At 63.3% G+C, this 25,255-nt stretch carries 25 protein-coding genes and 1 pseudogene; 8 read left to right on the plus strand and 18 right to left on the minus strand.

Going from position 1 to position 25,255, the window contains the following annotated elements:
• Nucleotides 1-25 precede the first annotated feature (25 nt).
• A complete protein-coding gene (ettA, locus tag NKJ91_RS14920) occupies nt 26-1,675 on the minus strand; it encodes an energy-dependent translational throttle protein EttA (RefSeq protein ID WP_292659428.1) in 1,650 nt (549 codons plus the stop codon).
• Between the two features lie 344 nt (nt 1,676-2,019).
• On the opposite strand from ettA, the gene NKJ91_RS14925 reads away from it, so the two are divergent.
• Complete coding sequence (locus tag NKJ91_RS14925) at nt 2,020-3,315, plus strand: GGDEF domain-containing protein (protein ID WP_352456200.1); 1,296 nt, start codon at nt 2,020-2,022, stop codon at nt 3,313-3,315.
• Between the two features lie 27 nt (nt 3,316-3,342).
• On the opposite strand, the gene NKJ91_RS14930 is transcribed toward NKJ91_RS14925, so the two are convergent.
• The 4 genes from NKJ91_RS14930 to NKJ91_RS14945 all read right to left on the minus strand — a co-directional run bounded on the left by NKJ91_RS14930 (nt 3,343) and on the right by NKJ91_RS14945 (nt 6,396).
• Nucleotides 3,343-3,957, minus strand: coding sequence for a hypothetical protein (locus NKJ91_RS14930; protein ID WP_352456201.1), 615 nt, complete (start codon nt 3,955-3,957; stop codon nt 3,343-3,345).
• Between the two features lie 73 nt (nt 3,958-4,030).
• On the minus strand, nt 4,031-4,969 hold the full coding sequence (locus tag NKJ91_RS14935) for a ribonuclease T2 family protein (protein WP_352456266.1): 939 nt from the start codon (nt 4,967-4,969) through the stop codon (nt 4,031-4,033).
• 195 nt (nt 4,970-5,164) lie between these two features.
• Nucleotides 5,165-5,614: a MarR family winged helix-turn-helix transcriptional regulator gene (locus NKJ91_RS14940; protein ID WP_352456202.1), complete on the minus strand. Its 450-nt coding sequence runs from the start codon at nt 5,612-5,614 to the stop codon at nt 5,165-5,167.
• A complete protein-coding gene (locus NKJ91_RS14945; protein WP_352456203.1) occupies nt 5,611-6,396 on the minus strand; it encodes an alpha/beta fold hydrolase in 786 nt (261 codons plus the stop codon). The genes NKJ91_RS14940 and NKJ91_RS14945 overlap by 4 nt, the downstream gene beginning before the upstream one ends.
• Nucleotides 6,397-6,662: 266 nt before the next feature.
• Here NKJ91_RS14945 and NKJ91_RS14950 point away from each other — a divergent pair, with 266 nt between their 5' ends.
• The 3 genes from NKJ91_RS14950 to NKJ91_RS14960 all read left to right on the plus strand — a co-directional run bounded on the left by NKJ91_RS14950 (nt 6,663) and on the right by NKJ91_RS14960 (nt 10,498).
• Nucleotides 6,663-7,598, plus strand: coding sequence for an alpha/beta fold hydrolase (locus tag NKJ91_RS14950; RefSeq protein WP_352456204.1), 936 nt, complete (start codon nt 6,663-6,665; stop codon nt 7,596-7,598).
• 78 nt (nt 7,599-7,676) lie between these two features.
• Complete coding sequence (locus NKJ91_RS14955; protein WP_352456205.1) at nt 7,677-8,852, plus strand: CaiB/BaiF CoA transferase family protein; 1,176 nt, start codon at nt 7,677-7,679, stop codon at nt 8,850-8,852.
• Entirely contained in the window at nt 8,849-10,498 is a 1,650-nt protein-coding gene (locus NKJ91_RS14960; protein WP_352456206.1) for a thiamine pyrophosphate-binding protein, read from the plus strand. The genes NKJ91_RS14955 and NKJ91_RS14960 overlap by 4 nt, the downstream gene beginning before the upstream one ends.
• Before the next feature lie 40 nt (nt 10,499-10,538).
• Here NKJ91_RS14960 and NKJ91_RS14965 read toward each other — a convergent pair whose 3' ends face one another.
• The 6 genes from NKJ91_RS14965 to NKJ91_RS14990 form a co-directional block, all read right to left on the minus strand.
• Nucleotides 10,539-10,982: a CHRD domain-containing protein gene (locus NKJ91_RS14965; protein WP_352456207.1), complete on the minus strand. Its 444-nt coding sequence runs from the start codon at nt 10,980-10,982 to the stop codon at nt 10,539-10,541.
• 148 nt (nt 10,983-11,130) lie between these two features.
• Nucleotides 11,131-12,102, minus strand: a complete 972-nt coding sequence (locus tag NKJ91_RS14970; protein WP_352456208.1) for an ABC transporter substrate-binding protein — start codon at nt 12,100-12,102, stop codon at nt 11,131-11,133.
• A 40-nt stretch (nt 12,103-12,142) separates the two neighbouring features.
• Complete coding sequence (locus NKJ91_RS14975; protein ID WP_352456209.1) at nt 12,143-13,279, minus strand: ABC transporter permease; 1,137 nt, start codon at nt 13,277-13,279, stop codon at nt 12,143-12,145.
• Complete coding sequence (locus tag NKJ91_RS14980; protein WP_352456210.1) at nt 13,276-14,154, minus strand: ABC transporter permease; 879 nt, start codon at nt 14,152-14,154, stop codon at nt 13,276-13,278. Before NKJ91_RS14980 ends, NKJ91_RS14975 begins: the two co-directional genes overlap by 4 nt.
• Nucleotides 14,155-14,688: an endonuclease domain-containing protein gene (locus NKJ91_RS14985; protein WP_156937310.1), complete on the minus strand. Its 534-nt coding sequence runs from the start codon at nt 14,686-14,688 to the stop codon at nt 14,155-14,157.
• Entirely contained in the window at nt 14,678-15,469 is a 792-nt protein-coding gene (locus NKJ91_RS14990; protein WP_352456211.1) for an ABC transporter ATP-binding protein, read from the minus strand. Before NKJ91_RS14990 ends, NKJ91_RS14985 begins: the two co-directional genes overlap by 11 nt.
• 191 nt (nt 15,470-15,660) lie before the next feature.
• Here NKJ91_RS14990 and NKJ91_RS14995 point away from each other — a divergent pair, with 191 nt between their 5' ends.
• On the plus strand, nt 15,661-16,065 hold the full coding sequence (locus tag NKJ91_RS14995; RefSeq protein ID WP_023675871.1) for a cupin domain-containing protein: 405 nt from the start codon (nt 15,661-15,663) through the stop codon (nt 16,063-16,065).
• Nucleotides 16,066-16,100: 35 nt separating this feature from the next.
• Here NKJ91_RS14995 and NKJ91_RS15000 read toward each other — a convergent pair whose 3' ends face one another.
• The 5 genes from NKJ91_RS15000 to aptA form a co-directional block, all read right to left on the minus strand.
• Nucleotides 16,101-16,442: a hypothetical protein gene (locus NKJ91_RS15000; protein WP_352456212.1), complete on the minus strand. Its 342-nt coding sequence runs from the start codon at nt 16,440-16,442 to the stop codon at nt 16,101-16,103.
• A gap of 29 nt (nt 16,443-16,471) precedes the next feature.
• Complete coding sequence (gene hydA / locus NKJ91_RS15005; RefSeq protein WP_352456213.1) at nt 16,472-17,923, minus strand: dihydropyrimidinase; 1,452 nt, start codon at nt 17,921-17,923, stop codon at nt 16,472-16,474.
• Between the two features lie 58 nt (nt 17,924-17,981).
• Nucleotides 17,982-19,232, minus strand: coding sequence for a Zn-dependent hydrolase (locus tag NKJ91_RS15010; protein ID WP_352456214.1), 1,251 nt, complete (start codon nt 19,230-19,232; stop codon nt 17,982-17,984).
• Between the two features lie 3 nt (nt 19,233-19,235).
• Nucleotides 19,236-19,682 (minus strand): endonuclease domain-containing protein, encoded by a 447-nt coding sequence (locus NKJ91_RS15015; protein WP_352456215.1) that lies wholly within the window; start codon nt 19,680-19,682, stop codon nt 19,236-19,238.
• A gap of 109 nt (nt 19,683-19,791) precedes the next feature.
• Nucleotides 19,792-21,120: an omega-aminotransferase AptA gene (gene aptA, locus NKJ91_RS15020; protein WP_352456216.1), complete on the minus strand. Its 1,329-nt coding sequence runs from the start codon at nt 21,118-21,120 to the stop codon at nt 19,792-19,794.
• A 243-nt stretch (nt 21,121-21,363) separates the two neighbouring features.
• On the opposite strand from aptA, the gene NKJ91_RS15025 reads away from it, so the two are divergent.
• Nucleotides 21,364-22,005, plus strand: a complete 642-nt coding sequence (locus tag NKJ91_RS15025; protein WP_023675865.1) for a TetR family transcriptional regulator C-terminal domain-containing protein — start codon at nt 21,364-21,366, stop codon at nt 22,003-22,005.
• A 277-nt stretch (nt 22,006-22,282) separates the two neighbouring features.
• Here the strand turns inward: NKJ91_RS15025 and NKJ91_RS15030 are convergent, their stop codons facing one another.
• On the minus strand, nt 22,283-23,155 hold the full coding sequence (locus tag NKJ91_RS15030) for a helix-turn-helix transcriptional regulator (protein ID WP_352456217.1): 873 nt from the start codon (nt 23,153-23,155) through the stop codon (nt 22,283-22,285).
• 105 nt (nt 23,156-23,260) lie between these two features.
• Here NKJ91_RS15030 and NKJ91_RS15035 point away from each other — a divergent pair, with 105 nt between their 5' ends.
• Together NKJ91_RS15035 and NKJ91_RS15040 are read left to right on the plus strand one after the other, a co-directional pair.
• Complete coding sequence (locus NKJ91_RS15035) at nt 23,261-24,112, plus strand: SDR family NAD(P)-dependent oxidoreductase (RefSeq protein WP_352456218.1); 852 nt, start codon at nt 23,261-23,263, stop codon at nt 24,110-24,112.
• Complete coding sequence (locus tag NKJ91_RS15040) at nt 24,109-24,831, plus strand: SDR family oxidoreductase (RefSeq protein ID WP_352456219.1); 723 nt, start codon at nt 24,109-24,111, stop codon at nt 24,829-24,831. The genes NKJ91_RS15035 and NKJ91_RS15040 overlap by 4 nt, the downstream gene beginning before the upstream one ends.
• 35 nt (nt 24,832-24,866) lie before the next feature.
• Here NKJ91_RS15040 and NKJ91_RS33840 read toward each other — a convergent pair.
• Nucleotides 24,867-25,249 (minus strand): annotated as a pseudogene (locus NKJ91_RS33840) (DoxX family protein).
• Nucleotides 25,250-25,255: the final 6 nt, after the last annotated feature.

Here is a 25,255-nt window from a genome sequence, read left to right on the forward strand (position 1 = left end):
GAGAATTCGCCGCCCTGTAAATGTCTTACCGCGTCAGCCGCTTATACGTCATCCTGTGCGGGTTGACCGCGTCCGGGCCAAGGCGGCGGATCTTGTCCTGCTCGTAATCCTCGAAATTGCCTTCGAACCATTCGACGTGGCTGTCGCCCTCGAAGGCGAGGATGTGCGTCGCCAGGCGATCGAGGAACATGCGATCGTGCGAGATGATGACGGCGCAGCCGGCGAAGCTCTCGAGCGCGTCTTCAAGTGCAGCCAGCGTTTCGGTATCGAGATCGTTGGTCGGTTCGTCGAGCAGCAGCACATTGCCGCCGGTCTTCAGCATCTTGGCCAGATGCACGCGGTTGCGCTGGCCGCCGGACAGGTTGCCGACCTTCTGCTGCTGGTCGCCGCCGCGGAAATTGAACGACGCGCAATAGGCGCGGGTGTTGGCTTCGAACTTGCCGAGCTTGACCACTTCGGCGCCGCCCGAGATCTCTTCCCAGACCGTCTTGGTCGGGTCGAGCGCGTCGCGGCTCTGGTCGACATAACCGAGCTTGACCGTCTCGCCGACGCGGATGGTGCCGGCATCGGGCTTTTCCTGGCCGGTGATCATGCGGAACAGCGTCGTCTTGCCGGCGCCGTTCGGGCCGATGACGCCGACGATGCCGCCCGGCGGCAGCTTGAATTCGAGATCGTCGATCAAAAGCGTGTCGCCAAAGCCCTTCGACAGGCCCTCGACCTCGATCACCACATTGCCGAGCCGCTCGCCATGCGGAATGACGATCTGGGTGTCGCTCGGACGCCGCTTGTCGGCTGCATCCAGCAGATCCTGGAAGGCCTGGATACGGGCTTTCGACTTGGTCTGCCGGGCTTTCGGGCTGGACTGGATCCACTCGCGCTCGCGGCCGATCGCCCGCTGGCGCGCATCGTCCTCGCGGCCTTCCTGTTTGAGCCGCTTGGCCTTGGCTTCGAGGTATTTGGTGTAGTTGCCTTCGTAGGGGATACCGCGGCCGCGATCGAGCTCGAGAATCCAGCCGGTGACATTGTCGAGGAAGTAACGATCGTGGGTGATGATCATCACCGCGCCCGGATAGGCGCGCAGATGCTTTTCCAGCCACGCCGTCGTCTCGGCGTCGAGATGGTTGGTCGGCTCGTCGAGCAGCAGAAGGTCGGGCTGGCGCAGCAAGAGCTGGCAAAGCGCGACGCGACGGCGTTCGCCGCCCGACAGCTTGGTGACATCGGCCTCCTTGGGCGGGCAGCCGAGTGCCTCCATCGCCATCTCGACCTGCTGTTCGAGATCCCAGAGGTTGAGCCGGTCCATCTCGTCCTGCAGCTTGGCCGACTCGTCCGCCGTCTCGTCGGAATAGTTCATCATCAATTCGTTGTAGCGCTCGATGATGGCGGTCTTGGCGGCGACGCCTTCCATGACGTTTTCGAACACGTTCTTGTTCGGATCGAGCGCCGGCTCCTGCGCCAGGTAACCGACGGTAGCACCCTCGGCCAGCCAGGCCTCGCCGCTCCACTCCTTGTCGATGCCGGCCATGATCTTGAGGATCGTCGACTTGCCGGCGCCGTTGGGACCGAGGATGCCGATCTTGGCGTCCGGATAGAAGGACAGATGAATGTTCTCGAGCACCTTCTTGGTGCCGTAGGCCTTGTTGAGGCCGGCCATGTGATAGATGAACTGGCGTGCCACGCGCGCTTTCCCTGAAAAGTCGACTGATGTCGGATTGAATGGAAGTTGGGGGCTATGTAAGCGATGCGGCCGCGAACGGCAAACAGTTTTGGCCCTAAAGCAATTCCAGGAAAAGCGTGAAACGGTTTTCCGTCCGGAATTGCGTCAAAACAAAAAAGATGGAGCGGTTCAGCGGTTCCGTGAAACGATGACCCGCTCCAGGCGGATTTGGTCGCACCCACAAACGCTTAGCCGCTTCATTTCGTGCCGGCGCCCAGGCGAAAGCTCCGGTTAACCATTCCGCGTCAAACAATGTTGGATGGGAAATCGCTGGCAGCCGCGATTTCGGGGAGAGAGATCGGGCCGTGTTGAACAGTTTCCTGCTTTTTGCCGAAGCGGTTCTCTATTTCGGCATCATGGTCACGCTTTTCCTGTTCAGGGGCCGCATCGGCCTCGGCGTCTTTGTTTGCGCCCTTGGCGTCATGCATTTCCTGGAAACCTATCTCGCCAGCGTCTTCTACGTCGCGCTGCCGTTCGGCATGGTATCGCCGGGTTCGGCCGTGCTGTTTTCCGGCAAGCTGGTCATGCTGCTCCTGCTCTACATCAAGGAGGATGCGGCAACGGTCCGGCAGCCGATTTACGGCCTGCTGCTCGGCAATGCCCTGATGATCGGGCTCGTGCTGATCCTGCGCCTGCACGACATTGCACCGCTGCCCGACGGCAAGCTTCCCGACATCGGCTTCATCGACGAGATGGGCTGGCTGATGGTGTGGGGCACGACGCTGCTGTTCGTCGACGCCATCCTGATCATTCTGCTCTATGAAAAGCTCGGCAAATATCTGCGCAAGGCGCTTTTCACCCGCATCCTGGTCTCCGTCGCCTGCGTGCTCACCTTCGACCAGGCAGGCTTTTTCACGGCGCTGCATTTCGTCACCGGTGCGCCGGTCGCGGTGTTCTTCGGCGGCTGGTTCGCCAAGATGGCAGCGGCCCTGGTCTACAGCATCATGCTGGTCGCCTATATCAGGTGGTTCGAGGCGCGGCAGGTGCCGGCGCCGCGCGGGCTTTCCGACATTTTCGATACGCTGACCTATCGCGAGCGCTATGAGGCGCTGGTCGAGCATGTCGGTCGCGACGGCCTCACCGGCCTCCTGCACAGGGGGCGCTTCGACAGCGATGGCGAGGCCGCCGTCGCCGCCAGCCTGCGGACCGCCAGGCCGCTCAGCCTGCTGATCATCGATGTCGACCACTTCAAATCGATCAACGACCGCTTCGGCCACGCCGAGGGAGACAAGGTGCTGAAAGCCCTGGCGATTTTGCTTGGCGAACTTGTCGGGACCGAAGATCGATTGTTCAGGATCGGCGGTGAGGAATTCGCCATCCTCGGCTGGCGTCCGCAGCCGCTCGCCAGGCTGCTGGGCGAAACCGTCAGGCAAGCGGTCAAGACGTCCGCGAGCACCAGCCGGTTCGACATTACCGTCAGCGCCGGCATCTCGACGGTCAGCGAGACGACCCGTTGCCTTGCCGATCTCTTTGCGCTGGCCGACCAGCGTCTCTACAAGGCCAAATCCACGGGACGCGATCGCGTTGTCGGCGAACCGGGCGGCAACGAAGCAGACGCCCGCAACACATGGACCAGGCCGGAGCGCAGCGCCGGCGCGTAACGCTACCCAGGCCTGCGATTGGCTCAATCAGGATTGTTTGCGCCGCTGCCATCCGCCGATCGCAACCGAAACCGCGATCAGCGCGATCGCCAGCCATTTCAACGCGGTAATAATCGGGCCGGCTTCGATGTCGTAGGCAATGAACAGAAGAATGCCCGGTACCAGCAGGCCGCAGAGCACGAGCGTGATCCGGTTGATCTGCCATGACACTTTTGCCGCAAGCGCCTGGTCGCCGGGCACGGCGACAAGCGCGGCCCGCATTGCCTTCGGCGCCACCAGCGTGGTCGAAAGACGCAGCGAAATCGGCAGGCCGATGCCGATGATCAGGAAGGCGCATGCCGCCAGGAGCAGCGAAAACTTGATCGCACTGGTTTCGGCCGGTACCGGGAACAGCAGCGCGGCCAGCGGCAGGAAGACACAGAAGATCCCGAGCGCGGCGATGGCGATGAAGATCGCCGCGTTGACCAGTGTGAACAATTGGTAGGTGCTGCCGCCGATGGGTTTGGCGAGCGTGGTCATGCGCACCCACTCCACTTCGGTGTAGGAAAAGCCCGGCCACTCCATATGGCCGTCGCGGATCGCCGTCATGCCCTTGGCCCAGAACGCCAGCCGCGCCAGCGCGCCGCCCGTCATGCCACTCATCGCCACCCCCTATGAATGATGCCCCCGGGATCATACCATCCCCGGTGCATCGCGACAGTCGCGTACGGCCTGTTTACTGGAACCCGACGGCATCGACCGCGCCCTTCGGGCAGCCAGCCTTGGCTGTCGGCGCCGAGGCAAGCAGCAGGGCACCGAGCGAAGCGTTCGAAGCGATCGGGCCGGTCAGGCCGAGCGTCAGTTCGCCGATCAGCCGCCTGCCGTTCGAAGGATCGACCACGCAGGACACGCGGACCCGGTCGCCCGCGCCTTTGCCGAAGGCACTGTCGAAGGTGCTGCGGATCTGATCGGACGTGAGCTGCTTGCCGACGCTCTTGGTGAAGAGATCGCGCACCGGCGACGCGTTCACCGCGTGCATCAGGTTCAACGCGTCGGCGAAATACTCCTGCTGGCTCTTGCCGTAGCAGGTGCCGTGCTTGATCCATTCATGCCTTTCGAGGGCGGATGCGGTGCCCGGCATCACCTGGTCGAGTTCCGCTCGCGTTTTCGGGTCAAGGGTGACGGGCGGCAAGTCTCGCCAGTGCGCCGGATCGTCGTTCGCCTTGTCGCTTGCGGCGACCTGGCAATAGAAATTTCCGTTCGGCTGCGGCCACAACCCATGCAAGGTGAAGTGGGTCGCCTCGAAACCAGCGGCGGTCTGCGCACGACATTCGGCCTTGCTGGATTTGGTCTCGCAGAAAGCCGGCTGCCAGCTCAGCGCGAAGACATATTCCGGCTTTCCGGACGCCGATGGCTTGTTCGGCTCGGCAGGCGCCGGTGCAGCCGGCATCGTCGACGCGCTGCCGCCCGAAACACGACCGCAGCTGATCTTGACCCAGCGGCGCTCCGGATCGGCGCCCGGCACGCGAATGAGATAGTGCGTGGGCGCGTCCTTGTTGCCGGCCAGCAGATCATAACTCTGACCAGCCGCGGTCGAGACATTGCCGGGATTCTTGCCGCTCTTGATCGCCTGCGTTGCCGGACAGGCGGCATCGGCGACGAAAGAGCCGGTCATCTTCACATCGGCGCGCGCCGCGCTTGCGCCAGCAAACGCAAGAAACACCGCCCCCCCATCGCCCAAATCCGCATTCCGGCACTCCTCGTGATTCACGCCGCAAGCTAGAAACTTGCGACATGTCAGAATTACGATTTCTTTCGCCCGGCCGTAAAAACAATCGCCAGCGCATTGAGACGGCTCCCGCGCGGTCGATCAGGATCCGCCCGCCTCCACCCGTTCCGTCAGGGTGCGCAGCAGATCAAGCGAGGCTTTCAGCGCGTCGGCGTCCATACCCTCCGAAACACGGTTCGCCCAAACATGCTGGCGTGTGCCGATATTCTTGACCGCTGCCCGGCCGGCATCGGTTATCGACAACAGCTTGGCGCGGCGATGCGCCGGGTTGTCGGCGTAGGCGGCAAGCCCCTCCGCAGCCAGTATGTCGGCCAGCCGCTGTACACTCTGACGGGCGAGACCCATGTCGCGGGCGATGTCGGCCACAGATTTCGGCTCCTTCAAAACTGCACCCAAAACCTGCCAGCGCGCTGCCGTCAGCCCGGTTGGAGCGGCCAGCCGCTCGGCCGCATCCAGAAAACTGCCGTTCATCCTGAACACGGCAAGCACCAGTTCGGTGAGCACATTTGCCGCTTCGGTCCTGGTCGTCATTTCTGGCCGGCCTCGATGGTCGCGACGAAATTATTAACGGCTTCGGCTACGACCTCCGGCTTGTCAAGCATCACCCAATGGCCGCTGCCCGCCACGATCTGGCGCGGAATGTCCGTGCGCAGCCGATAGAGCGCGGCTGGAGTGTCACTGGCCTCGGTAGCCAATACGAACATAGGCCCGCGATACGCATCGAGTGCCGGCTCCGGGTTCCATTCGGCCAGTGCCTTGCCGACACCTGCCCTCGCCGCCGGATCGACCACTGCCGCATCGGCCAGAACACGCTGGCGAACAGCCGCGTTAGGGCCGGCAATCGACGTGTAATAGGCGTTCAGGACATCACGGCCTTGCGGACCGGCCAGATCGCGGACAAAGCCGTCACGAATCGCCTGCGGCAGCGCACGAGGATCGGTCGCCGGGTCGACGAGCAAGACACCGGCGACCCGGTCGGCATGGCTGGCGGCATAAGCGAGCGCCACGCCACCGCCGCCGCTGTGCGCGACAATGAGAAACCGCTTCAGGCCAAACGCGTCGGCCACGGCACCGACATCCATTGCACGACCGTCATAACCATAGTCACCGTCCTGCGCCGGCGCGGAGGCGCCATGACCGCGAAAATCGAAGGCTACCGCCTCGCGGCCTTCGACGGAGAGCTGCATCACCCGGTCCCAGTGGGAAGCGCGGCTGCAATCTCCATGCAGGAACATGATCGGCAGGCCATTGCCGGCGTTGATCCTATAAGTGGCAAGCTGGCCTTGCGGGCCTGGAACAGTGGACGTCATCATGGTCATCTCCCTGGTTTCCTGACTGAACGCAGCAATCCCTGACAACAGGGTGGCCGTCGTGAAGGCGAAGCCCGCCAGCAGATTGCACGCCGCGAAATGGCCCCGGTGGTTTTCATAGTCATACCCCCAATCTGCCGCTGACCATTTGACAGTATGCTGTCATGTAGTCATATTGACAGCATGCTGTCAACTACCGTCGAATGGGTACCCTACGCCCCTTGACGTCGATCGCTGCGTCGCCCAACAGTCGCCGACGGGAGCGAGACATGCCATTTGACAAGCAGAGGATGCTGGCATCGCCGACCGGCGCCGAGCTCAACCTTTATGTGAAACACGCAAGCGGCCAACCGCGCGCCATTGTCCAGGTCAATCACGGGTTGGCCGAGCACGCGGCGCGCTATGCCCGTTTCGCCGATTTCCTTGGCGAGCGCGGCTACCAGGTCTACGCGCACGACCACCGTGGCCACGGCGCCACCAAGGCGCCCGACGCGCCACCTGGCAGGTTCGCCGATGCGGATGGCGGTGCCAAGGTCATCGCCGATGTCGCCGCCGTCCATGATCTCATCGCCAGGGAACAGCCGGGCCTGCCGGTCATCGTCTTCGGTCACTCCTTGGGCGCGTCGGTCTCGCTGAACTTTGTCCTCCGCCACTCGGCGCGCATCCATGCCGCCGCGATCTGGAACGGCAATTTCTCGGCCGGACTGCTCGGCCAAATCGCGCTGGCCATGCTTGGTTGGGAAAAGTTCCGGCTTGGCTCGGACGTGCCGTCGCGCATGCTGCCCCGCCTGACGTTCCGGGCCTGGGGCAAGGCGGTGCCCAATCACCGGACGCCGTTCGACTGGCTGTCGCGCGATGCCGTTGAAGTCGAGAAATACATCGCCGACCCGCTTTGCGGCTGGGACGCATCGGTGTCGATGTGGCAGGACATCGTCATGATGACGCTGCATTGCGGCAGCGACCGCAATTTTTCCGGCGTGCGGCGCGACCTGTTCGTCAATCTGGTCGGAGGCGAGCAAGATCCGGCCTCGGACGGCGGCAAGGCGGTCAGCCATCTTGCCGGCCGGATGCACATGATGGGTTTTTCGAATCTCGTTTCAAAGGTTTACGCCAAAACCCGCCACGAAAGCCTGAACGAGATCAACCGAGACATCATCATGGAGGATTTTGCCGCCTGGGCCGACCGTGTGCTGAGGGCACAGTGATACTGGCCCATTGCAAGGGCCGTGACAGCGGCGCGCGGGATTGATAGAGGCTGCGCTTTCGATCAACCACGGTGATCCATGACTGAGCCTCCGCTCAAAGGCATCCGCGTCATCGAACTCGCACGCATCCTCGCCGGGCCATGGGCCGGACAGCTGCTTGCCGACCTCGGCGCCGACGTGATCAAGGTCGAGAGCCCGGACGGCGGCGACGACACCCGCAAATGGGGACCGCCCTTCGTCATCGGCCATGACGGCGAGAACCTTTCGGCCGCTTATTACCATTCCTGCAACCGCGGCAAGCGCTCCATCGCCATCGACTTCTCGACGCCCGAGGGTGCCGAGACGGTGCGCCGGCTGGTCGCGACATCGGACGTGCTGATCGAAAACTTCAAAGTCGGCGGACTGAAGAAATACGGCCTCGACTATGACAGCCTGAGGAAAATCAACTCGCGGCTGATCTATTGCTCGATCACCGGTTTTGGCCAGTCGGGACCGTATGCGCCGCGTGCCGGCTATGATTTCATCATCCAGGGCATGGCCGGCATGATGTCGATCACCGGCGAAGCCGGCCGCGAACCGCAAAAGGCGGGCGTCGCTATATCGGATGTTTTCACCGGGCTTTATTCGGTCATCGCCATCCAGGCGGCGCTTCGCCATGCCGAGAAGACCGGCGAAGGCCAGCATATCGACATGGCGCTCTACGACACCCAGATCTCGACGCTCGGCAACCAGAACCTCAACTATCTCGTCTCCGGACAGTCGCCGGTGCAGATGGGCAATGCGCATATGAACATCGCGCCCTACGAAGTGGTGCCGGTGAAAAATGGCCACATCATCCTGGCGGTCGGCAATGACGGCCAGTTCGCAAAGTTCTGCGCTGCCGTCGGCCTCGACGAGCTGGCGTCGAACCCTGACTTCGCCACCAATCCCGCCCGCGTCGCCAACCGGGCAAAGCTGCGCGAGCATATGATCGAGGCGCTGAAAGCCTTCGATCGCGACCCGTTGCTGGCCAGACTTGAGACTGCCGGAGTGCCGGCCAGCCCGATCAACGACATCGGCCAGATGTTTGCCGACCCGCAGACCATAGCGCGCGGCATGCGGCTCGACCTCGATGACGGCCATGGCAATCTCTTGCCCTCGGTGCGGGCGCCGATGGTCATGTCCGGCACGCCGCTGGTCTATGAGCGCCCGTCGCCGCGTCTCGGCGAACACACCCAAGAAATCCTTGCCGAACTGGAGAGGTCAGGAAAATGAAGACCGGCGGACAACTCATCGTCGATGCGCTCGAAGCCAACGGAACGGACCGTATCTATTGCGTACCTGGCGAATCTTATCTGGCGGTGCTCGACGCGCTGCATGATTCACCGATCCGCACAATCGTCTGCCGCCAGGAGGGCGGTGCCGCAATGATGGCCGACTGCCACGGCCGCCTGACCGGCAGGCCCGGCATCTGCTTCGTCACCCGCGGCCCAGGCGCCACCAATGCCTCGGCCGGCATCCACATCGCGATGCAGGATTCAGTCCCCCTCATTCTGTTCATCGGCCAGGTCGCCAGCCACGCCAAGGGGCGCGAGGCCTTCCAGGAGGTCGACTACGTCAGGTTCTTCGGCGATATCGCCAAATGGGTGGTCGAGATCGACGACGCCGCACGCATACCCGAATTCGTCACACGCGCCTTTGCGGTGGCGACGTCCGGTCGCCCGGGCCCGGTCGTCATCTCGCTGCCCGAGGACATGCTGACCAGCCTCGCCGAGGCACCGGACGCCCGGCATTACACCCCTGTCGAGACGCGGCCTGGCGAAGTCGATCTCGACGCACTGGAAGTGTTGCTCAACAAGGCAAAGCGGCCCTTCGTCATCCTCGGCGGTACGCGCTGGGACGCGCAGGCCGTTGCACGGATGCGGACGATAGCCGAAGCCTGGTCGCTGCCGGTCGGCTGCTCCTTCCGCCGCCAGATGCTGTTCGACCATCTCCACCCGAACTATGCCGGCGATGTCGGCATCGGCATCAATCCCAAGGTAGCAACCGCCATCAAGCAGGCCGACCTTGTGCTGCTGATCGGCGGCCGCATGGGCGAGATGCCGTCATCCGACTACACGCTGCTGAAGAGTCCCTACCCCGACCAGACGCTGGTCCATATCCATGCCGACGCCGGCGAACTCGGCCGCGTCTACCGGCCGGCGCTGGCGATCAATGCCTCGCCTGCCGCTTTCGTCGAAGCCTTTGCCAGACGCAAGCCGGCCGCAACGCCGGTGTGGGCGGCTGAGGCAGCGAAGCTGCACGCCGCGTATCTCGACTGGTCGACGCCTCCGGAGAGCGGCCCCGGCGCCGTGCAGATGGGGCCGATCATGAATTATCTCGAAACGATGCTGCCGGACGACGCCATCCTCACCAACGGCGCCGGCAACTACGCCACCTGGGTGCATCGCTACCATCGCTTCCGGCGTTTCGGCACGCAGGCAGCACCCACATCCGGCTCGATGGGCTACGGCACGCCGGCGGCGGTCGCCGCCAAGCAGCTTTTCCCCGACCGCGACGTGATCGCCTTCGCCGGCGACGGCTGTTTCCTGATGAACGGCCAGGAATTCGCCACCGCCGTGCAATACGGGCTGCCGATCATCGTCATCGTCGTCAACAATGGCATCTACGGCACCATCCGCATGCATCAGGAGCGCGAATATCCCGGCCGTGTCGTCGCCACGGACTTGAAGAATCCCGACTTTGCTGCTTTGGCCCGTGCCTATGGCGGCCATGGCGAGACGGTGGAAAAGACCGCCGACTTCGCCGCGGCCTTCGAGCGAGCGCGGGCCAGCGGCAAGCCGTCGATCGTAGAGATCAGGCTCGACCCTGAAGCCATCACGCCGACCCGCACGATGACCCAGATTCGCGACAAGGCCTGACAAAACAGGATGATTGCCCTGTTTTGTCGTCGTGATCTGCCTATTTGGCCTTCTCGATCTGGCCGCGGATCTCGCCGTCCGCGTGGGCCGCGGTGTGGATGTTGACGTAATATTTGCCAGCCTCAAGATCGGTGGCCTGGGCATCAGTCAATGTCGCCGAACCCTTGATCGGGCTCTTCAGCTTGCCTTCGAACGGCACCACTGGATCGGCGTTTTGACCCTTTGCCGCCGGGCCGTGAATGTGTGCGGCCTTCGCCGGCCCGCTGAGGCCGGAATATCTCACGGTCCAGCTGAGTTTCTTGGTGGCGGTGTTGAACCTGAGCGTGGCGGTGCCCTTGCCCTTCGTTGTGACGGGCGGGTTCTGCTGAGCACCATCGAGCGTCGCCGCCATCTTTACGGTTTCGGCCAGAGCCGGTGACACCGAGAAGATGGTTGCAGAAATGGCCAGCGCCGAAAGCATCGGCGTGAAGGACTGGATGCGCATGGAAACCTCCGTTGTGACACCCTTGAGGCGGATGCACCGGCACAACGATTTTGCGAGCGGATGTTTCCGCCGGTAACGTTCATTTTACATCCTACTAAAAAGGGGCGGTCGCCCGCCCCCTTTTCCGCTACAAGCCAGTTTGACAGCCCTATTTGATGGCCTTGTCGGTGATCGCCGTCGTGTAGGCGCCGGTAGGCTCCTTGCTGATGATCTTCTGGTCGAGCAGCGCCTTGGCGGTGCGCTCGTAGGTCGCCGGATCGAGCTTGCCATCGGCATTGTCGATCAGCTTGGCGACTTCGCCCATCATGCGCTTCTGGTGATTCTCGTCCTGGCCGCCATTGTCCATGACGATGCCGGCCGCTTCGTCGGAATTGTCGACGGCGTATTTCCAACCCTTCATCGAAGCGCGCACGAAACGCACCATCTTGTCCTCGAAGGCCGGATCCTTGAGCTTGTCCTCCAGGGCATAGAGCCCGTCTTCGAGCAGATCGTTGCCCATGGCGGAATAGTTGAAGACGGTCAGCTCTTCCGGCTTGTAGCCGGCGTCGATGAGCTGCCAGTACTCGTTATAGGTCATGACCGAAATGCAATCCGCCTGCTTCTGGATCAGCGGCTGCACGTCAAAGCTCTGCTTGAGCACGGTGACGCCGTCCGGCCCGCCATCGGTCTTGAGGCCAAGCTTGTTCATCCAGGCATAGAACGGATACTCGTTGCCGAAGAACCAGACGCCGAGCGTGTGGCCCTTGAAGTCGGCTTCCGTCTTGATCGGACCGTCCTTCGGGCAGACCAGCTCCATGCCGGCCTTCTTGAACGGCTGGGCGATGTTGACCAGCGGCACGCCCTTCTCGCGCGCAGCCAGCGCACCGCCCATCCAGTCGACGATGACGTCGGCGCCGCCGCCGGCGATGACCTGCTCGGGCGCAATGTCCGGTCCGCCGGGCTTGATGTCGACGTCGAGGCCCTCGGCTTCATAGAAGCCCTTGGCCTTGGCGACATAATAGCCGGCGAACTGGGCCTGCGTGACCCATTTCAGCTGCAGCGTCACCTTGTCCGCGGCCATCGCCTGGAACGCGGCAAGCGACATCGCGCCGGCCAGCATCGAAACAACAAGTCTTTTCATGTTTTTACCCTCTGAAGTTAGCGCCCTAAACCCACCGCCCCTATCCACCACGGACAGAGGGATGCCAAAACGTGACTGCTCTCTCGAAAAGAGCGACCACGCCATAAAAGACCGAACCCGCAAGTGCTGCAACTGCGATTTCCGCCCACACCATGTCGATGTTCATCCGCCCGACTTCCGTCGAAATGCGGAATCCCATGCCGACCACCGGCGTGCCGAAGAACTCGGCGACGATGGCGCCGATCAGCGCCAGCGTCGAATTGATCTTCAACGCATTGAAGATGAAGGGTGCCGCCGCCGGCAGCCGCAGCTTGAACAGCGTCTGCCAGTAGCTCGAGGCATAGGTGCGCATCAGGTCGCGCTCCATATGGCCGGAGGCGGCAAGCCCGGCGACGGTGTTCACCAGCATCGGGAAGAAGGTCATGATGATGACCACCGCTGCCTTCGACTGCCAGTCGAAGCCGAACCACATGACCATGATCGGCGCGACGCCGATGATCGGCAGCGCCGACACCATATTGCCGATCGGCAAAAGCCCGCGCCGCAGGAACGGCACGCGGTCGGCGGCGATGGCAACGAGGAAGCCGGCGCTGCTCCCCACCACATAGCCGAAGATAACCGCCTTGAAGATGGTCTGCCTGACATCGGCCCCCAGCACCGGCAGCGAGCCGACGATGCGTGCACCGATGGCGCTTGGCGGCGGCAACAGGATGAAGGGAATGCCGGCACCACGCGTCACCGCCTCCCAGATGATCAGGATCCAGGCGCCGAAGATGGCCGGAATGATCAGGCGCAGGGCGGTTGACGCCCAGCGCGACGTCGGGCGAAACGACGACAAGACCGTTACGCAGCGCCAGGCCAAAAACCACGCCGCGACGAGCAGCAGATAGAAGGATGCGCGAGCGCTGCCCTCATTGCCGGTTATGCCGGCGAGCAGCATCCACGCTGCGCCATGCGCGCCAAGGAACAGCAACACCACCCCGATCATCGATGGAAAGTTGTCGGCCTCGATTGCCACGAGCAGCAAAATGAAAATCAAAACCGTAGTCGCCATGCCGTAACCGGGCGTAGCACTGACGAGCGGCCAAAGAAGCAGCGCGCCGGCAAGCAGGACAAGCGCGGCATACCCCTGCCAGGATCGAGGCGTGATTGAGGAAAGGCTCAGGATGGAGCTCATGCCGGCCTCCCGCCCATGGCGCGGTCGACAAGGCGCCCGGCGATGCCGACGACCATCACCAGCAGCGCCGCGACCACCGACCCGGCAACCAGAGCCGACCAGATGTCGATGGTCTGGCTGTAGTAGGCGCCGGCGAGCAATTTGGCGCCGATGCCGGCGACGGCGCCGGTCGGCAACTCGCCGACGATGGCGCCGACCAGGCTGGCGGCCACCGCCACCTTCATCGAGGTGAACAGGAACGGCACCGAGGCCGGCACCCGCAATTTCCAGAAGGTCTGCGAAGGACTGGCATTATAGGTGTGCATCAGGTCGAGATGGGTGAGCTCGGGCGAGCGCAGTCCCTTCACCATGCCGACCGCCACCGGGAAGAACGACAGATAGGTCGAGATCAGCGCCTTCGGGATAAGCCCGGTGATGCCGACCGCCGCCAGCACGACGATGATCATCGGCGCCACCGCCAGGATCGGAATGGTCTGCGAGGCGATGATCCACGGCATCAGACTGCGGTCGAGCGTCGCCACATGCACGATGCCGACGGCGATGACGATGCCGAGCGCCGTGCCGAAAGCAAAGCCGAGCAGTGTCGACGACAGCGTCACCCAGGCATTGTAGACAAGGCTGCGGTTCGAGGTGATGCTGCGCAGAAAGGTGTTTTCGAAAAAATTCACCGCCACCTGATGCGGCGCCGGCAGCGTCGGCTTCGGCTGCGCCAGCGTCTTGCCGATGAATTCCACAACACCCGGCGTCTGATTGGCGCGGCGGTCGAGATCGCGCTGGAACGGCGCGTTGAGGATGACAGCCATGACGTACCAGACGACGACGACGCCCAGGAGGATCGAGGTCACCGGAACGATCTTGTCGCGAAACGAGTCCATCTAGTGGTCCTCGCAGGATGGGTGCCCTCCTCTCCCCAACGGGGAGAGGGTGGCCGGAGCGAAGCGGAGGCCGGGTGAGGGGGTAGAAATCTTTCCGTCGAGGCAAGCCAAGATCGTATCAAGGACCGCTCGGCGTTCGGCCAAGACTTCATGGTTCCAGAACCGAAGAACGGAATACCCGTGACCATTCAGCCAAGCAGTTCTCGCGGCATCGGTTGGAGATTCCGCGTGCTGGCTGCCGTCGATTTCCACGATCAGCGCGCTCTCACGACAGACGAAATCTGCAAAGAACGGCCCAAGCGGCACTTGCCTCACAAATTTGTAGCCGTTGAGATGGCGCCCTCTTAGTTCCCCCCAAAGCCTGTATTCAGCCTCGGTCTCGTCAAACCGCAGCTTTCGAGCGCGAGCGGTCGCCCCGATCTTTCTTTTGGTCGGATCCGCCAAGGCCCCCTCACCCGACCTCCGCTTCGCTCCGGCCACCCTCTCCCCGTTGGGGAGAGGAGGGAGCTCATCTTCCGCCGCCTCAATCATCATAGCTGTGCCCTGCCCTCAGCCCGTCCCGCACGCGTGCCGCGATGGCCAGGAACTCCGGCGTCTCGCGGATATCGAGCGGCCGCTTTTTCGGCAGCGTCGATTCTATGACGTCGCTGACGCGCCCCGGGCGCGGCGACATGACGACGATCCGCGTCGACAGGTAGACCGCCTCGGGGATCGAATGGGTGACGAAGCAGATGGTCTTGTTGGTCCGCTCCCAAAGCTCCAGCAGCTGTTCGTTGAGGTGATCGCGCACCATCTCGTCCAGCGCGCCGAACGGCTCGTCCATCAACAAAAGGTCGGCATCGAAGGCCAGCGCCCGTGCGATCGAGGCGCGCTGCTGCATGCCGCCCGAAAGCTGCCAGGGGTATTTCTTCTCGAAGCCGCTGAGGTTGACGAGGTCGAGGGTTCGCTTGATGCGCGCCGCCTGCTCCGCCCTGGACAGGCCCATGATCTCCAGCGGCAGCGCCACGTTGCGCTCGATCGTGCGCCACGGATAAAGTGCGGCCGCCTGGAAGACATAGCCATAGGCGCGGCTCTGGCGCGCCTGCTCGGGCGTCATGCCGTTGACGGAGATGGCTCCCGATGTCGGCTTCTCCAGATCGGCGATGACGCGCAGCAAGGTCGTCTTGCCGCAGCCGGAGGGCCCGATGAAGGACACGAATTCCCCCTTGCCGATCGTCAGGTCGACGTTCGACAGCGCCTGCACCGGACCATCATTGGTCTGGAAGGTCAGGCCAAGCTTGCTTGCCGAAACAACGGCTGGCGATACTCCCGTCATCGGCCGTAGCCTGTCGCTTCCGGCCACTGCGGCGCCGGCCGGAATCCCATTGATTTTACCCCGATGTTGCTTTCCACTCGCCCAGTCCTACTCGCCGCAGTTTTACTCGCCCCAGTTCTACGCGCCCCAGTTCTACGCGCCCCAGTTCTACGCGCCCTTGTCCCATCAGATAGACGCCCGGAGTTGCCCCGATGTCGCCCAAACCGACTTGCCATCTTATCCGCCCTGAAAGCTCTTATGAAGGCAAGCAGGGCCTGAGTTATTTCGCCGGTATCGCCGCCGAAACAGTCGGCTCGTCCGGCATCTGCATGCATCTGCTGACCATGCCGCCGGGTGCCCGCGCCAAGGCGCATATGCACGAAAACCATGAAACCGCGATCTACGTGCTCTCCGGCGAAGTCCATACCTGGTATGGCGACCGGCTCGAACAGCATATCGTGGTCAAGGCCGGCGATCTTTTCTATATTCCCCCCGGCGTGCCGCATCTGCCGGCCAATCTGAGCGACGGCCCCGCCTCGGCGGTCATTGCCCGCACCGATCCCAACGAACAGGAAAGCGTCGTCCTGCTGCCGGAACTGGATGGGTTGGTCGCCTGACGCCGGCATCGAGGCGGCGGTCGTCATCGGCACCGTCACGAACATGATTTCAGCGGCCCTATCTCCTCAAGGCCGGGAATGGTCACGAAGAAACCGTCCCCTGCTCTGTTGATGACCTTGACGACATCCGTGGTCGTGCCCTCCTCGCCCTCGGCGAAACAGGTGGAGCTCAATAGCAGGGTGCCAGGCGCCGTCGTCAGTCGCTGTGCGAACTGGCAGCCGCTGCCATAGGTTTCGACGCCGTCGGCGGTCAGCACGACATAATCGTCGCTGTCCTGATAACCGAGCCGTACACCAGCGCAACCGACCTCATTGCCAAAGGAGCCGGCAAGGACGTCAGCCGCCGCCGGCCCGGCGGCAAGGATCACCGCGGCCATTGAGATAATCGCTCCGTGGCTCGCCAAGCTCAAACGCCCGTCGCCGGGATGCCCGTCCGTTCCACCTTGCGCGGCGCGGAAATTTCTTTCCACGTCGACAGCGCCCGGTTGACCGCCGCGTTCGGCTCGCGAGCGACGAACTCGCCATGGCCGGGCTTCGCCTTGACCTCGTTTTCCTCGATCGATAGTTCGCCGCGCGAGAAGACGAAGCGCGGCAGGCCGGTTACCTCAAAACCTTCGAAGACATTGTAGTCGATCACCGACTGCTGCTTCTTGGCCGTGATCTTCTTCTTGCGCTTCGGGTCCCAGACGACGATGTCGGCATCCGCGCCTTCGACGATGGCGCCCTTCTTCGGATACATGTTGAGTATCTTGGCGATGTTGGTCGAGGTCACCGCGACGAACTCATTCATCGTCAGGCGCCCTGTGTTGACGCCGGTCGTCCACAGCACCGGCAAACGATCCTCGAGCCCGCCCGTGCCGTTCGGGATCTTGGTGAAGTCGCCGACGCCGTTGCGCTTTTGTTTGGTGGTGAAGGCACAATGGTCGGTCGCCACCACCTGCAGCGACCCGGCCTGCAGGCCGGCCCACAGTGAATCCTGGTGCAATTTGTTGCGGAAGGGCGGGCTCATGACGCGCCGCGCCGCATGGTCCCAGTCCTTGTTGAAATATTCGCTCTCGTCGAGCGTCAGGTGCTGGATCAGCGGCTCGCCGAACACCCGCATGCCTTTCTGCCGCGCCCGGCGGATGGCCTCGTGCGCCTGCTCGCAGGAGACATGCACGACATAGAGCGGCACGCCGGCCATGTCGGCGATCATGATGGCGCGGTTGGTCGCCTCGCCTTCCACTTCCGGCGGACGCGAATAGGCGTGCCCTTCGGGGCCACTATTGCCCGCCGCCAGCAGCTTCTGCGACAGCGCCGCCACGACGTCGCCATTCTCGGCATGGACCAGCGGCAGCGCGCCAAGATCGGCACAGCGCTGGAACGACGAATAGAGCTCGTCGTCATCGACCATCAGCGCGCCCTTGTAGGCCATGAAATGCTTGAACGAGGTAATGCCCCTGTCGACGACGGTGGCCATCTCGTCGAACACCTGCTTGCCCCACCAGGTGATCGCCATGTGGAAGGAATAGTCGCAGGACGCCTTCGAAGTCTTGTTGTCCCACATCTGCAGGGCCTCGAGCAGCGATTGCTGCGGCGCCGGCAGGCAGAAATCGACGACCATCGTCGTGCCGCCGGCAAGGGCCGCGCGGGTGCCGGATTCAAAGTCGTCGGCCGAATAGGTGCCCATGAACGGCATTTCGAGATGGGTATGCGGGTCGATGCCGCCCGGCATCACGTAGCAGCCGCTGGCGTCGAACTCATGGTCGCCATGCAGATCCGGCCCGATGCCGATGATCTTGCCGTGCTTGAACAGCACATCGGCCTTCCACGTCCGGTCGGCGGTGACGACGGTTCCGTTCTTGATGACTTTGGACATTTTCTTGTTCCCTTATTCTCTTCGCGCTTCTTGTGAGCGGCGTTGCGAGGCTATCCCATCATTCGACAATGACCGCCGTGTCCACCACCGCATGGAACAGCACGTCGGCGCCGGCCGCTGCCCATTCCTTGGTGATTTCCTCGGCCTCGTTGTGGCTGAGCCCGTCGACACAGGGGCACATCACCATTGCGGTGGGTGCAACGCGGTTGATCCAGCAAGCGTCATGGCCGGCACCCGAGACGATATTGCGATGCGTATATCCCAGGCGCTCCGCCGCATCCCGCACAGCCTTGACGCAGCCCGCGTCGAAGGTGACCGGATCGAAATGGCCGACCTGATCGATCTGATATTGGATGTCGAGCGCGTCGCAGATCGTGTCGATGCCTTCGCGGATGCGGCCGTCCATGGCGTCCAGCACCTCCTTTTCCGGCGAGCGGATGTCGATGGTGAAGACGGTGCGGCCGGCGATGATGTTGCGCGAGTTCGGATAGACCTCCATATGGCCGACCGCGCCGACGGCGTCGGGCTGATAGTCCATGGCGATCTCGTGCACCAGTTCGATCACCCGCGCCATGCCGAGCCCGGCATTGCGCCGCTTCGGCATCGGCGTCGAGCCGGTGTGCGCCTCCTTGCCGGTCAACGTCACCTGCAGCCATTTCAGTCCCTGGCCATGGGTGACGACACCAATGTCGATGCCCTCGTCCTCGAGGATCGGGCCCTGCTCGATATGCAATTCGAAGAAGGCGTGGATCTTGCGTTCGCCGACTTTCTCGGTGCCCTTCCAGCCGATCCGTTCGAGCTCCTCGCCGAATTTCTTGCCATCCTTGTCGACATGCGAATAGACGTCGGCCTGATCGAGCACGCCGGCGAATACCCCGGACGCCATCATCGCCGGCGCAAAGCGGGCGCCTTCCTCGTTGGTCCAGTTGGTGACGACGATCGGATGCTTTGTCTTGATGCCGAGATCGTTGAGCGAGCGCACGACCTCCAGCCCGCCGAGCACGCCGAGCACACCATCATACTTGCCGCCGGTCGGCTGGGTGTCGAGATGGCTGCCGACATAGACCGGCGGCAGGCTGGCATCGGTGCCTTCGCGACGGGCAAACATCGTGCCCATCTCGTCGACGCCCATTTCGAGCCCCGCCTCATCGCACCAGCGCTTGAACAGATGCCGCCCTTCGCCGTCCTCGTCGGTAACGGTCTGGCGATTGTTGCCGCCGGCAATGCCGGGGCCGATCTTCGCCATCTCCATTATCGAATCCCACAAACGGTCTGAATTGATTCGCAGATTCTCGCCGGGGGCGGCCATATTCTAAAACCTCATCGGTTGCGGCACGCCAGCGTCCCCCTCCCCCTCGAGGGGAGGGTGGCCGCGAAGCGGTCGGGTGGGGTCGGCTGACATGCGCGCGACCTTCTCCTTGACCACCTGTGCGACATGCCAGGCGCTGTTTATGACATCGGGCTCATCGACGCGAAAGATATCGAACCCGAGCGACCGCAGATAGGCATCACGGACGGCGTCGTGCCGTTTGCCCTTCTCCTGTTCGTGCACGTCTCCATCCACTTCCACCACCAGCTTTACAGCGAGGCAAGCGAAGTCGACGATATAAGGTCCGATCGGGCACTGGCGACGGAACTTGATGCCGGCCGATTTCAATTCGCGCAGTTCATACCACAGCAGGGATTCGCCTTTGGTCGCATGAACTCGAAGCGCGCGCGCCTTTTGGCGCATTTCGAAACTCACGCGGGTCCGGGGCATCACAGGCACCTATGCGGCCGAAGGTCAGGCTGGCGCACTGCCGCACCGACCCCACCCGGCCGCTTCGCGGCCACCCTCCCCTCGAGGGGGAGGGAAAGCTGCACCTGGTTCAATCCACGGCCCTCAGCACTTCGCGCACATGGTCGATCAATTCGTTGATCTGACCCTTGGTGATGATCAGCGGCGGCGATAGCGCGATGATGTCGCCGGTGGTGCGGATCAATGCACCGCGCTCGAATGCCTTGACGAAAGCCGAGAAGGCCCGCTTCGTCGGCTGGCCGGCGATCGGCGCCAGCTCGATCGCGCCGATCAGGCCGATGTTTCTGATATCGATGACGTTCGGCTCGCCCTTCAGCGAGTGCAGCGCGTCCTCCCAGTACGGCGCCAGTTCCTCGCCGCGCGTCAGCAGCCCCTCTTCCTTGTAGGTGTCGAGCGTGCCCAACGCCGCCGCGCAGGCGATCGGATTGCCCGAATAGGTGTAGCCGTGGAAGAACTCGATCATGTGCTCGGGGCCGGTCATGAAGGCGTCGTGGATTTCCTTCTTCACGAACACCGCGCCCATCGGGATGACGCCGTTGGAGACGCCTTTGGCGGTGGTCATGATATCCGGCGTGATACCGAAATAGTCGGCGGCGAACGGCGTGCCGAGACGGCCGAAACCGGTGATGACTTCGTCGAAGATCAGCAAGATGCCGTGCTTGGTGCAGATCTCGCGCAGCCTCTCGAGATAGCCTTTCGGCGGCAGGATGACGCCGGTGGAACCGGCCACCGGCTCGACGATGACGGCGGCGATGGTCGAGGCGTCGTGCAAGGCGACGATGCGCTCCAGCTCGTTCGCCAGTTCCGCGCCATGCTCCGGCACGCCCTTGGTGAAAGAGTTCTTTTCCGGCAGATGCGTGTGCGGCATGTGATCGACGCCGCCGAGCAGCGTGCCGAACATCTTGCGGTTGGTGACAATGCCGCCGACGGAGATGCCGCCGAAATTGACGCCGTGATAGCCGCGTTCGCGGCCGATCAGGCGGGTACGCGAGCCCTCGCCTTTTACGCGGTGATAGGCGATCGCCATCTTCAGCGCGGTCTCGACCGATTCCGATCCGGAATTCGTGAAGAACACATGGTCCATGCCCTTCGGCGCGATGTCGACCAGCCGGTTCGCCAGCTCGAACACGATCGGATGGCCCATCTGGAACGCCGGTGCGTAGTCGAGCTCTGCCGCCTGGCTCTGGATCGCCTCGGTGATCTTCGGGCGGCAGTGGCCGGCATTGACGCACCACAGGCCGGCGGTGCCGTCGAGCACCTTGCGCCCGTCGCTGGTCGTGTAGTGCATGTTCTTGGCCGACACCATCATGCGCGGCGCCTGCTTGAACTGCCGGTTTGCCGTGAACGGCATCCAGAATGCGCTGAGATCGTTCGGCGTGACTTTCAGCCGGTTGGACATGACCAAGACTTCCCCTTGTAACCTGTTTCGGTGCGGCTAACGCTTGGTCTTTCCAACGCTTGGTCTTCGCGACGTTTTCGTGCTACGCAAATTTTTGACCGGTTGGACAAACGTTAGCACCGCCTTATCAGCGGTCAAGGGATTACTAGCGGAAATGCGGCTTTCGAAGTGCGCTCCACAGGGCGAGGAAAAACTGGTCCAGAGAATTGGTCCAGACACTCCTCACGGCGAAGGTTTTGCGGGGTGACGGGGGCGGTCGAAAGCTCCCCTCCTCGCCGCACCCGCATTCAGCTGGAAAAGCGCGAGCTCATCCTGGAGGCGGCGCTAGAAGTCTTCTCCACCAACGGTTTTCGCGGCTCGACCATCGACCAGATCGCCGAAGCCGCCGGCATGTCGAAGCCGAACCTGCTCTATTATTTCCGCCGTAAGGAGGACATCCACGAGACGCTGATGCAGCGGCTTCTCGACACCTGGCTGGCGCCGCTGCGCGAACTCGACGACATCGGCGATCCGCTAACCGAACTGCGCAGCTACATCAGGCGCAAGCTGGAAATGGCGCGCGATTTCCCGCGCGAGAGCCGGCTGTTCGCCAATGAGATCCTGCAGGGCGCGCCGCGCATCATGCCGATGCTGGAAGGGGAGTTGAAGACGCTGGTCGACGAGAAAGCCAACGTCATCAAGGGCTGGATGCGCGCCGGCAAGATCGCCCGCACCGACCCCTGGCACCTGATCTTTTCGATCTGGGCGACAACGCAGCATTACGCCGATTTCGACGTCCAGGTCCGCGCCGTGCTCGGCCCCGACCGCGGCGGCGACGGCCGCTTCGAGGACGCCGCAAGGTTTCTCGAGCAACTGTTCATCGACGGGCTGAAGCCGAAGGGCTGAGGCAGCTCGGCTGTCGCAAACCTCCCCCATTGCTTCGTCATCCTGGGGCGCAGCAAGGAGCGGAGCGACGCAGCGCAGACCCCAGGATCCATGCCGTGACCTCAGAGCGTTGCTGCGGTGCAGGATTCTGCTCCGCTGCACTCTTCCGTTAAGGTTACGGCATGGATCCCAGGGTCTCCGCGACGCCGCTTCGCGGCTGCTACGCCCTGGGATGACGAAGGCGAGGGGCCTGTGCGCCAGGGGCCAGGACACGATCGCGGTTGGCGTGCACCCAACGTCACGCGCTGCGCCGCTCGGCCGGAAGCGTCTCCAGCAGCTGTTCGAGCTTGGCGATCGAGTTCTGCTCGGCGAGCGGCGTGTAGACGATCAGCTTCATGTCCGAGCCGTCGTCGATCGACAGGCTCATATGCTCGAACGCCATGGCGCCGGCTGTCGGGTGCCTGACATGCTTCACACCCGATAGGTTGCGGGCCACATCGCGCAGCGGCCACCAGGCGCGAAACTCCGGGCTCGAGCGCGTCATCAGCGCGATCAGCCGCTCGAAATCCGGGTCGCCGACATATCTGGCGCTTTCTGCCCGGAACGACGCCAGCACGGCACGCGCCAGTTCCTCCCAATCGACGAGCAGGCGCCTATGATGTGGATTGGTGAAAACCATATGGACGATGTTGCGGGCATCGCCCTCCAGCAGGCCATAGTCGCCGAACACGGCTGCCGCGGCAGAGTTCCAGGCCAGCACATCCCAGCGCCGCCCAAGGACATAGGCCGGCTGCAGGACCAGGCTTTGCAGCATGTGCAGCAAGGGACGGTCGACCCTTTCCGGGGCGTCGACGCGACGCTCCGGCTGCGGACGGCCGGCAAGGATGAACAGATGCCGTTGCTCGGCCGCGTCCAGGCGCAACGCCTGACTGAGCGCCGTCAGCACCTCCACCGATGGCCTGACGTCGCGCCCCTGCTCCAGCCAGGTGTACCAGGTCGTGCCAACACCGGCGATCATCGCCACCTCCTCGCGGCGCAGCCCGGGTGTGCGCCGGCGCAGGCCGGTCGAGATGCCCGTGGCCGATGGCGTCAGCCTTTCGCGCCGCGAACGCAGAAAGGCGCCAAGCTCGCGGCGACGGCTGCCTTCGGCAGAATGCGTGGTGGAATCCATCGGCGCTATTATAGCAGTACCGATACCAGGATAAAGTTTGAACTGTTTGGCATGCGTCTGGTGCCCCATCTTTCCGCTCAGAGCGATAAGATGGAGGCTCCGAACATGGAACTGAAAGACAAGACAATCCTCATCACCGGCTCGACCGACGGCGTCGGCAGAGTCGTGGCGCAAAGGCTCGGCGCCGGCGGCGCCCGCATCCTGGTGCATGGCCGCGACGCGACAAGGGGCAAGGCGACCGTGGCCGAGATCGAAGCCGCCGGCGGCAAGGCCGAGCTGCTTGTCGCCGATCTCTCCTCCCTGGCCGAGGTCCGCCGCCTCGCCGAAGCCGTGCGCGCCAGGACTGACCGGCTCGATATCCTCATCAACAATGCCGGCGTCGGCACAGCCGGCCCCAACGCGAAACGGCAGGTCAGCGCCGACGGCTACGAGCTGCGCTTTGCCGTCAATTATCTCGCCGGCTTCCTGCTCACCACGGAGCTGCTGCCGCTGCTCAAGGCCAGTGCGCCGGCGCGCATCATCAATGTCGCCTCGGCCGGGCAACGGGCGATCGACTTCAGGGATGTCATGCTGACCCGCTCCTACGACGGCGTTCGTGCCTACTGCCAGAGCAAGCTGGCGCAGATCATGTTCACCATCGATCTGGCGGAGCAGCTGAACGGCACCGGTGTCACGGTCAACAGCCTGCATCCGGCAAGCTACATGAACACCACGATGGTGCGGCAGGCGGGCGTCACACCCTGGAGTTCGGTCGAAACCGGCGCCGAAGCCATCATCAATCTCGCCACATCGCCCACGCTGGAAGGGCGAAGCGGCCTCTATTTCGACGGCCAAAGGCAATCCCGCGCCGATGCGCAAGCCTATGACGCGAAGGCGAGGCAGCAGTTGCGTGAATTGAGCCTCGGTCTTGTCGGGCACGCACCCGCTTCCGCCACATCGAAGAAAGAAAATTCATGATCGAGAAAACGCAGCACGCCGTGATCGTCGGCGGCTCCTCCGGCATTGGCCTCGCCACCGCGAAAAAGCTGCTTGGCCCGGGGATGAAGGTGACGATCACCGGGCGCAGCAGGGAAAGGCTCGACAATGCATGGCAAAGCCTTGGCGGCGCCGTCGAAAAAGCTGCCTTCGATGCCGCGAAACCGGACGAGGTTCGCCGGTTCTTCAGCGATCTCGGCCCTTTCGATCACCTGGTGCTGGCCGCCAGCGGCGGCAAGGGGCTCGGCCCGTTCGAAACGCTTGACCTGGCCGACATCGGCGGTGGCGTCGACGAGAAGGTCCGGCCACAGCTCTCCTGCCTGCAGGCCGCCTTGCCGACGGTGAACAAGAGCGGCTCGGTGACTTTCATCTCGGCGGTGTCGGCGCAATTGTCAGCGCCGGGTATCGCCGGCATCGCCGCCGTCAACGGCATGCTGCTGACCGTGGTGCCGATCCTGGCGATGGAGCTGAAGCCGTTACGCGTCAATGTCGTGGCGCCGGGCGTCATCGACACGCCGTGGTGGGATTTCCTGCCCGATGAACAGCGCCATACGGTGTTTGCCGAGTATGCCGGCAAGACGCCGGTCGGCCGCATCGGCCGCGCCGAGGACGTCGCCAGCGCGATCGCATTCCTCGTCTCCAACGGGTTCATGACCGGCCAGGTGCTGACCTGCGACGGCGGCCTGCGCTTTGCGGCGTAAGCGGTGATGCGTCCACCGTTTCGGGACGGTCGCTGCTATGCCGCCTGCCCCATCAGCGAGAGAAACCCGCCGGTCAGCGCGACATTGGCGACAAACCCATTGATTCGGGCTGCGCGTTCCGGCCCCTGATGGTCCCAGAAATTGTGGAACATCGGCGTCGCGGCAATGAGGAACAGGATTAGACTAGCGCCGCCGCCGCGACAGCAGTCCACAAACCCGTCAACACCAACGCGCCGGCGCCGATCTGCAGGACGATGCCGGCCCACAGCGCCAGCCGCGCCTGCGGCACGCCGCGCGTCGCCATCAATTGGGTCACGAAAGCCCGGTTCTGGATGTTGCGCAGGCCGGCAAAGACGAAGGCGCCACCAAGCAGCAGACGGGCGGCAAATAGAATCTCGTTCTCAAAGTTTGCAAACATGTTCTT

Origin of the sequence: Mesorhizobium sp. M0040 (assembly GCF_040323505.1) — a bacterium.
GTDB lineage: Bacteria > Pseudomonadota > Alphaproteobacteria > Rhizobiales > Rhizobiaceae > Mesorhizobium.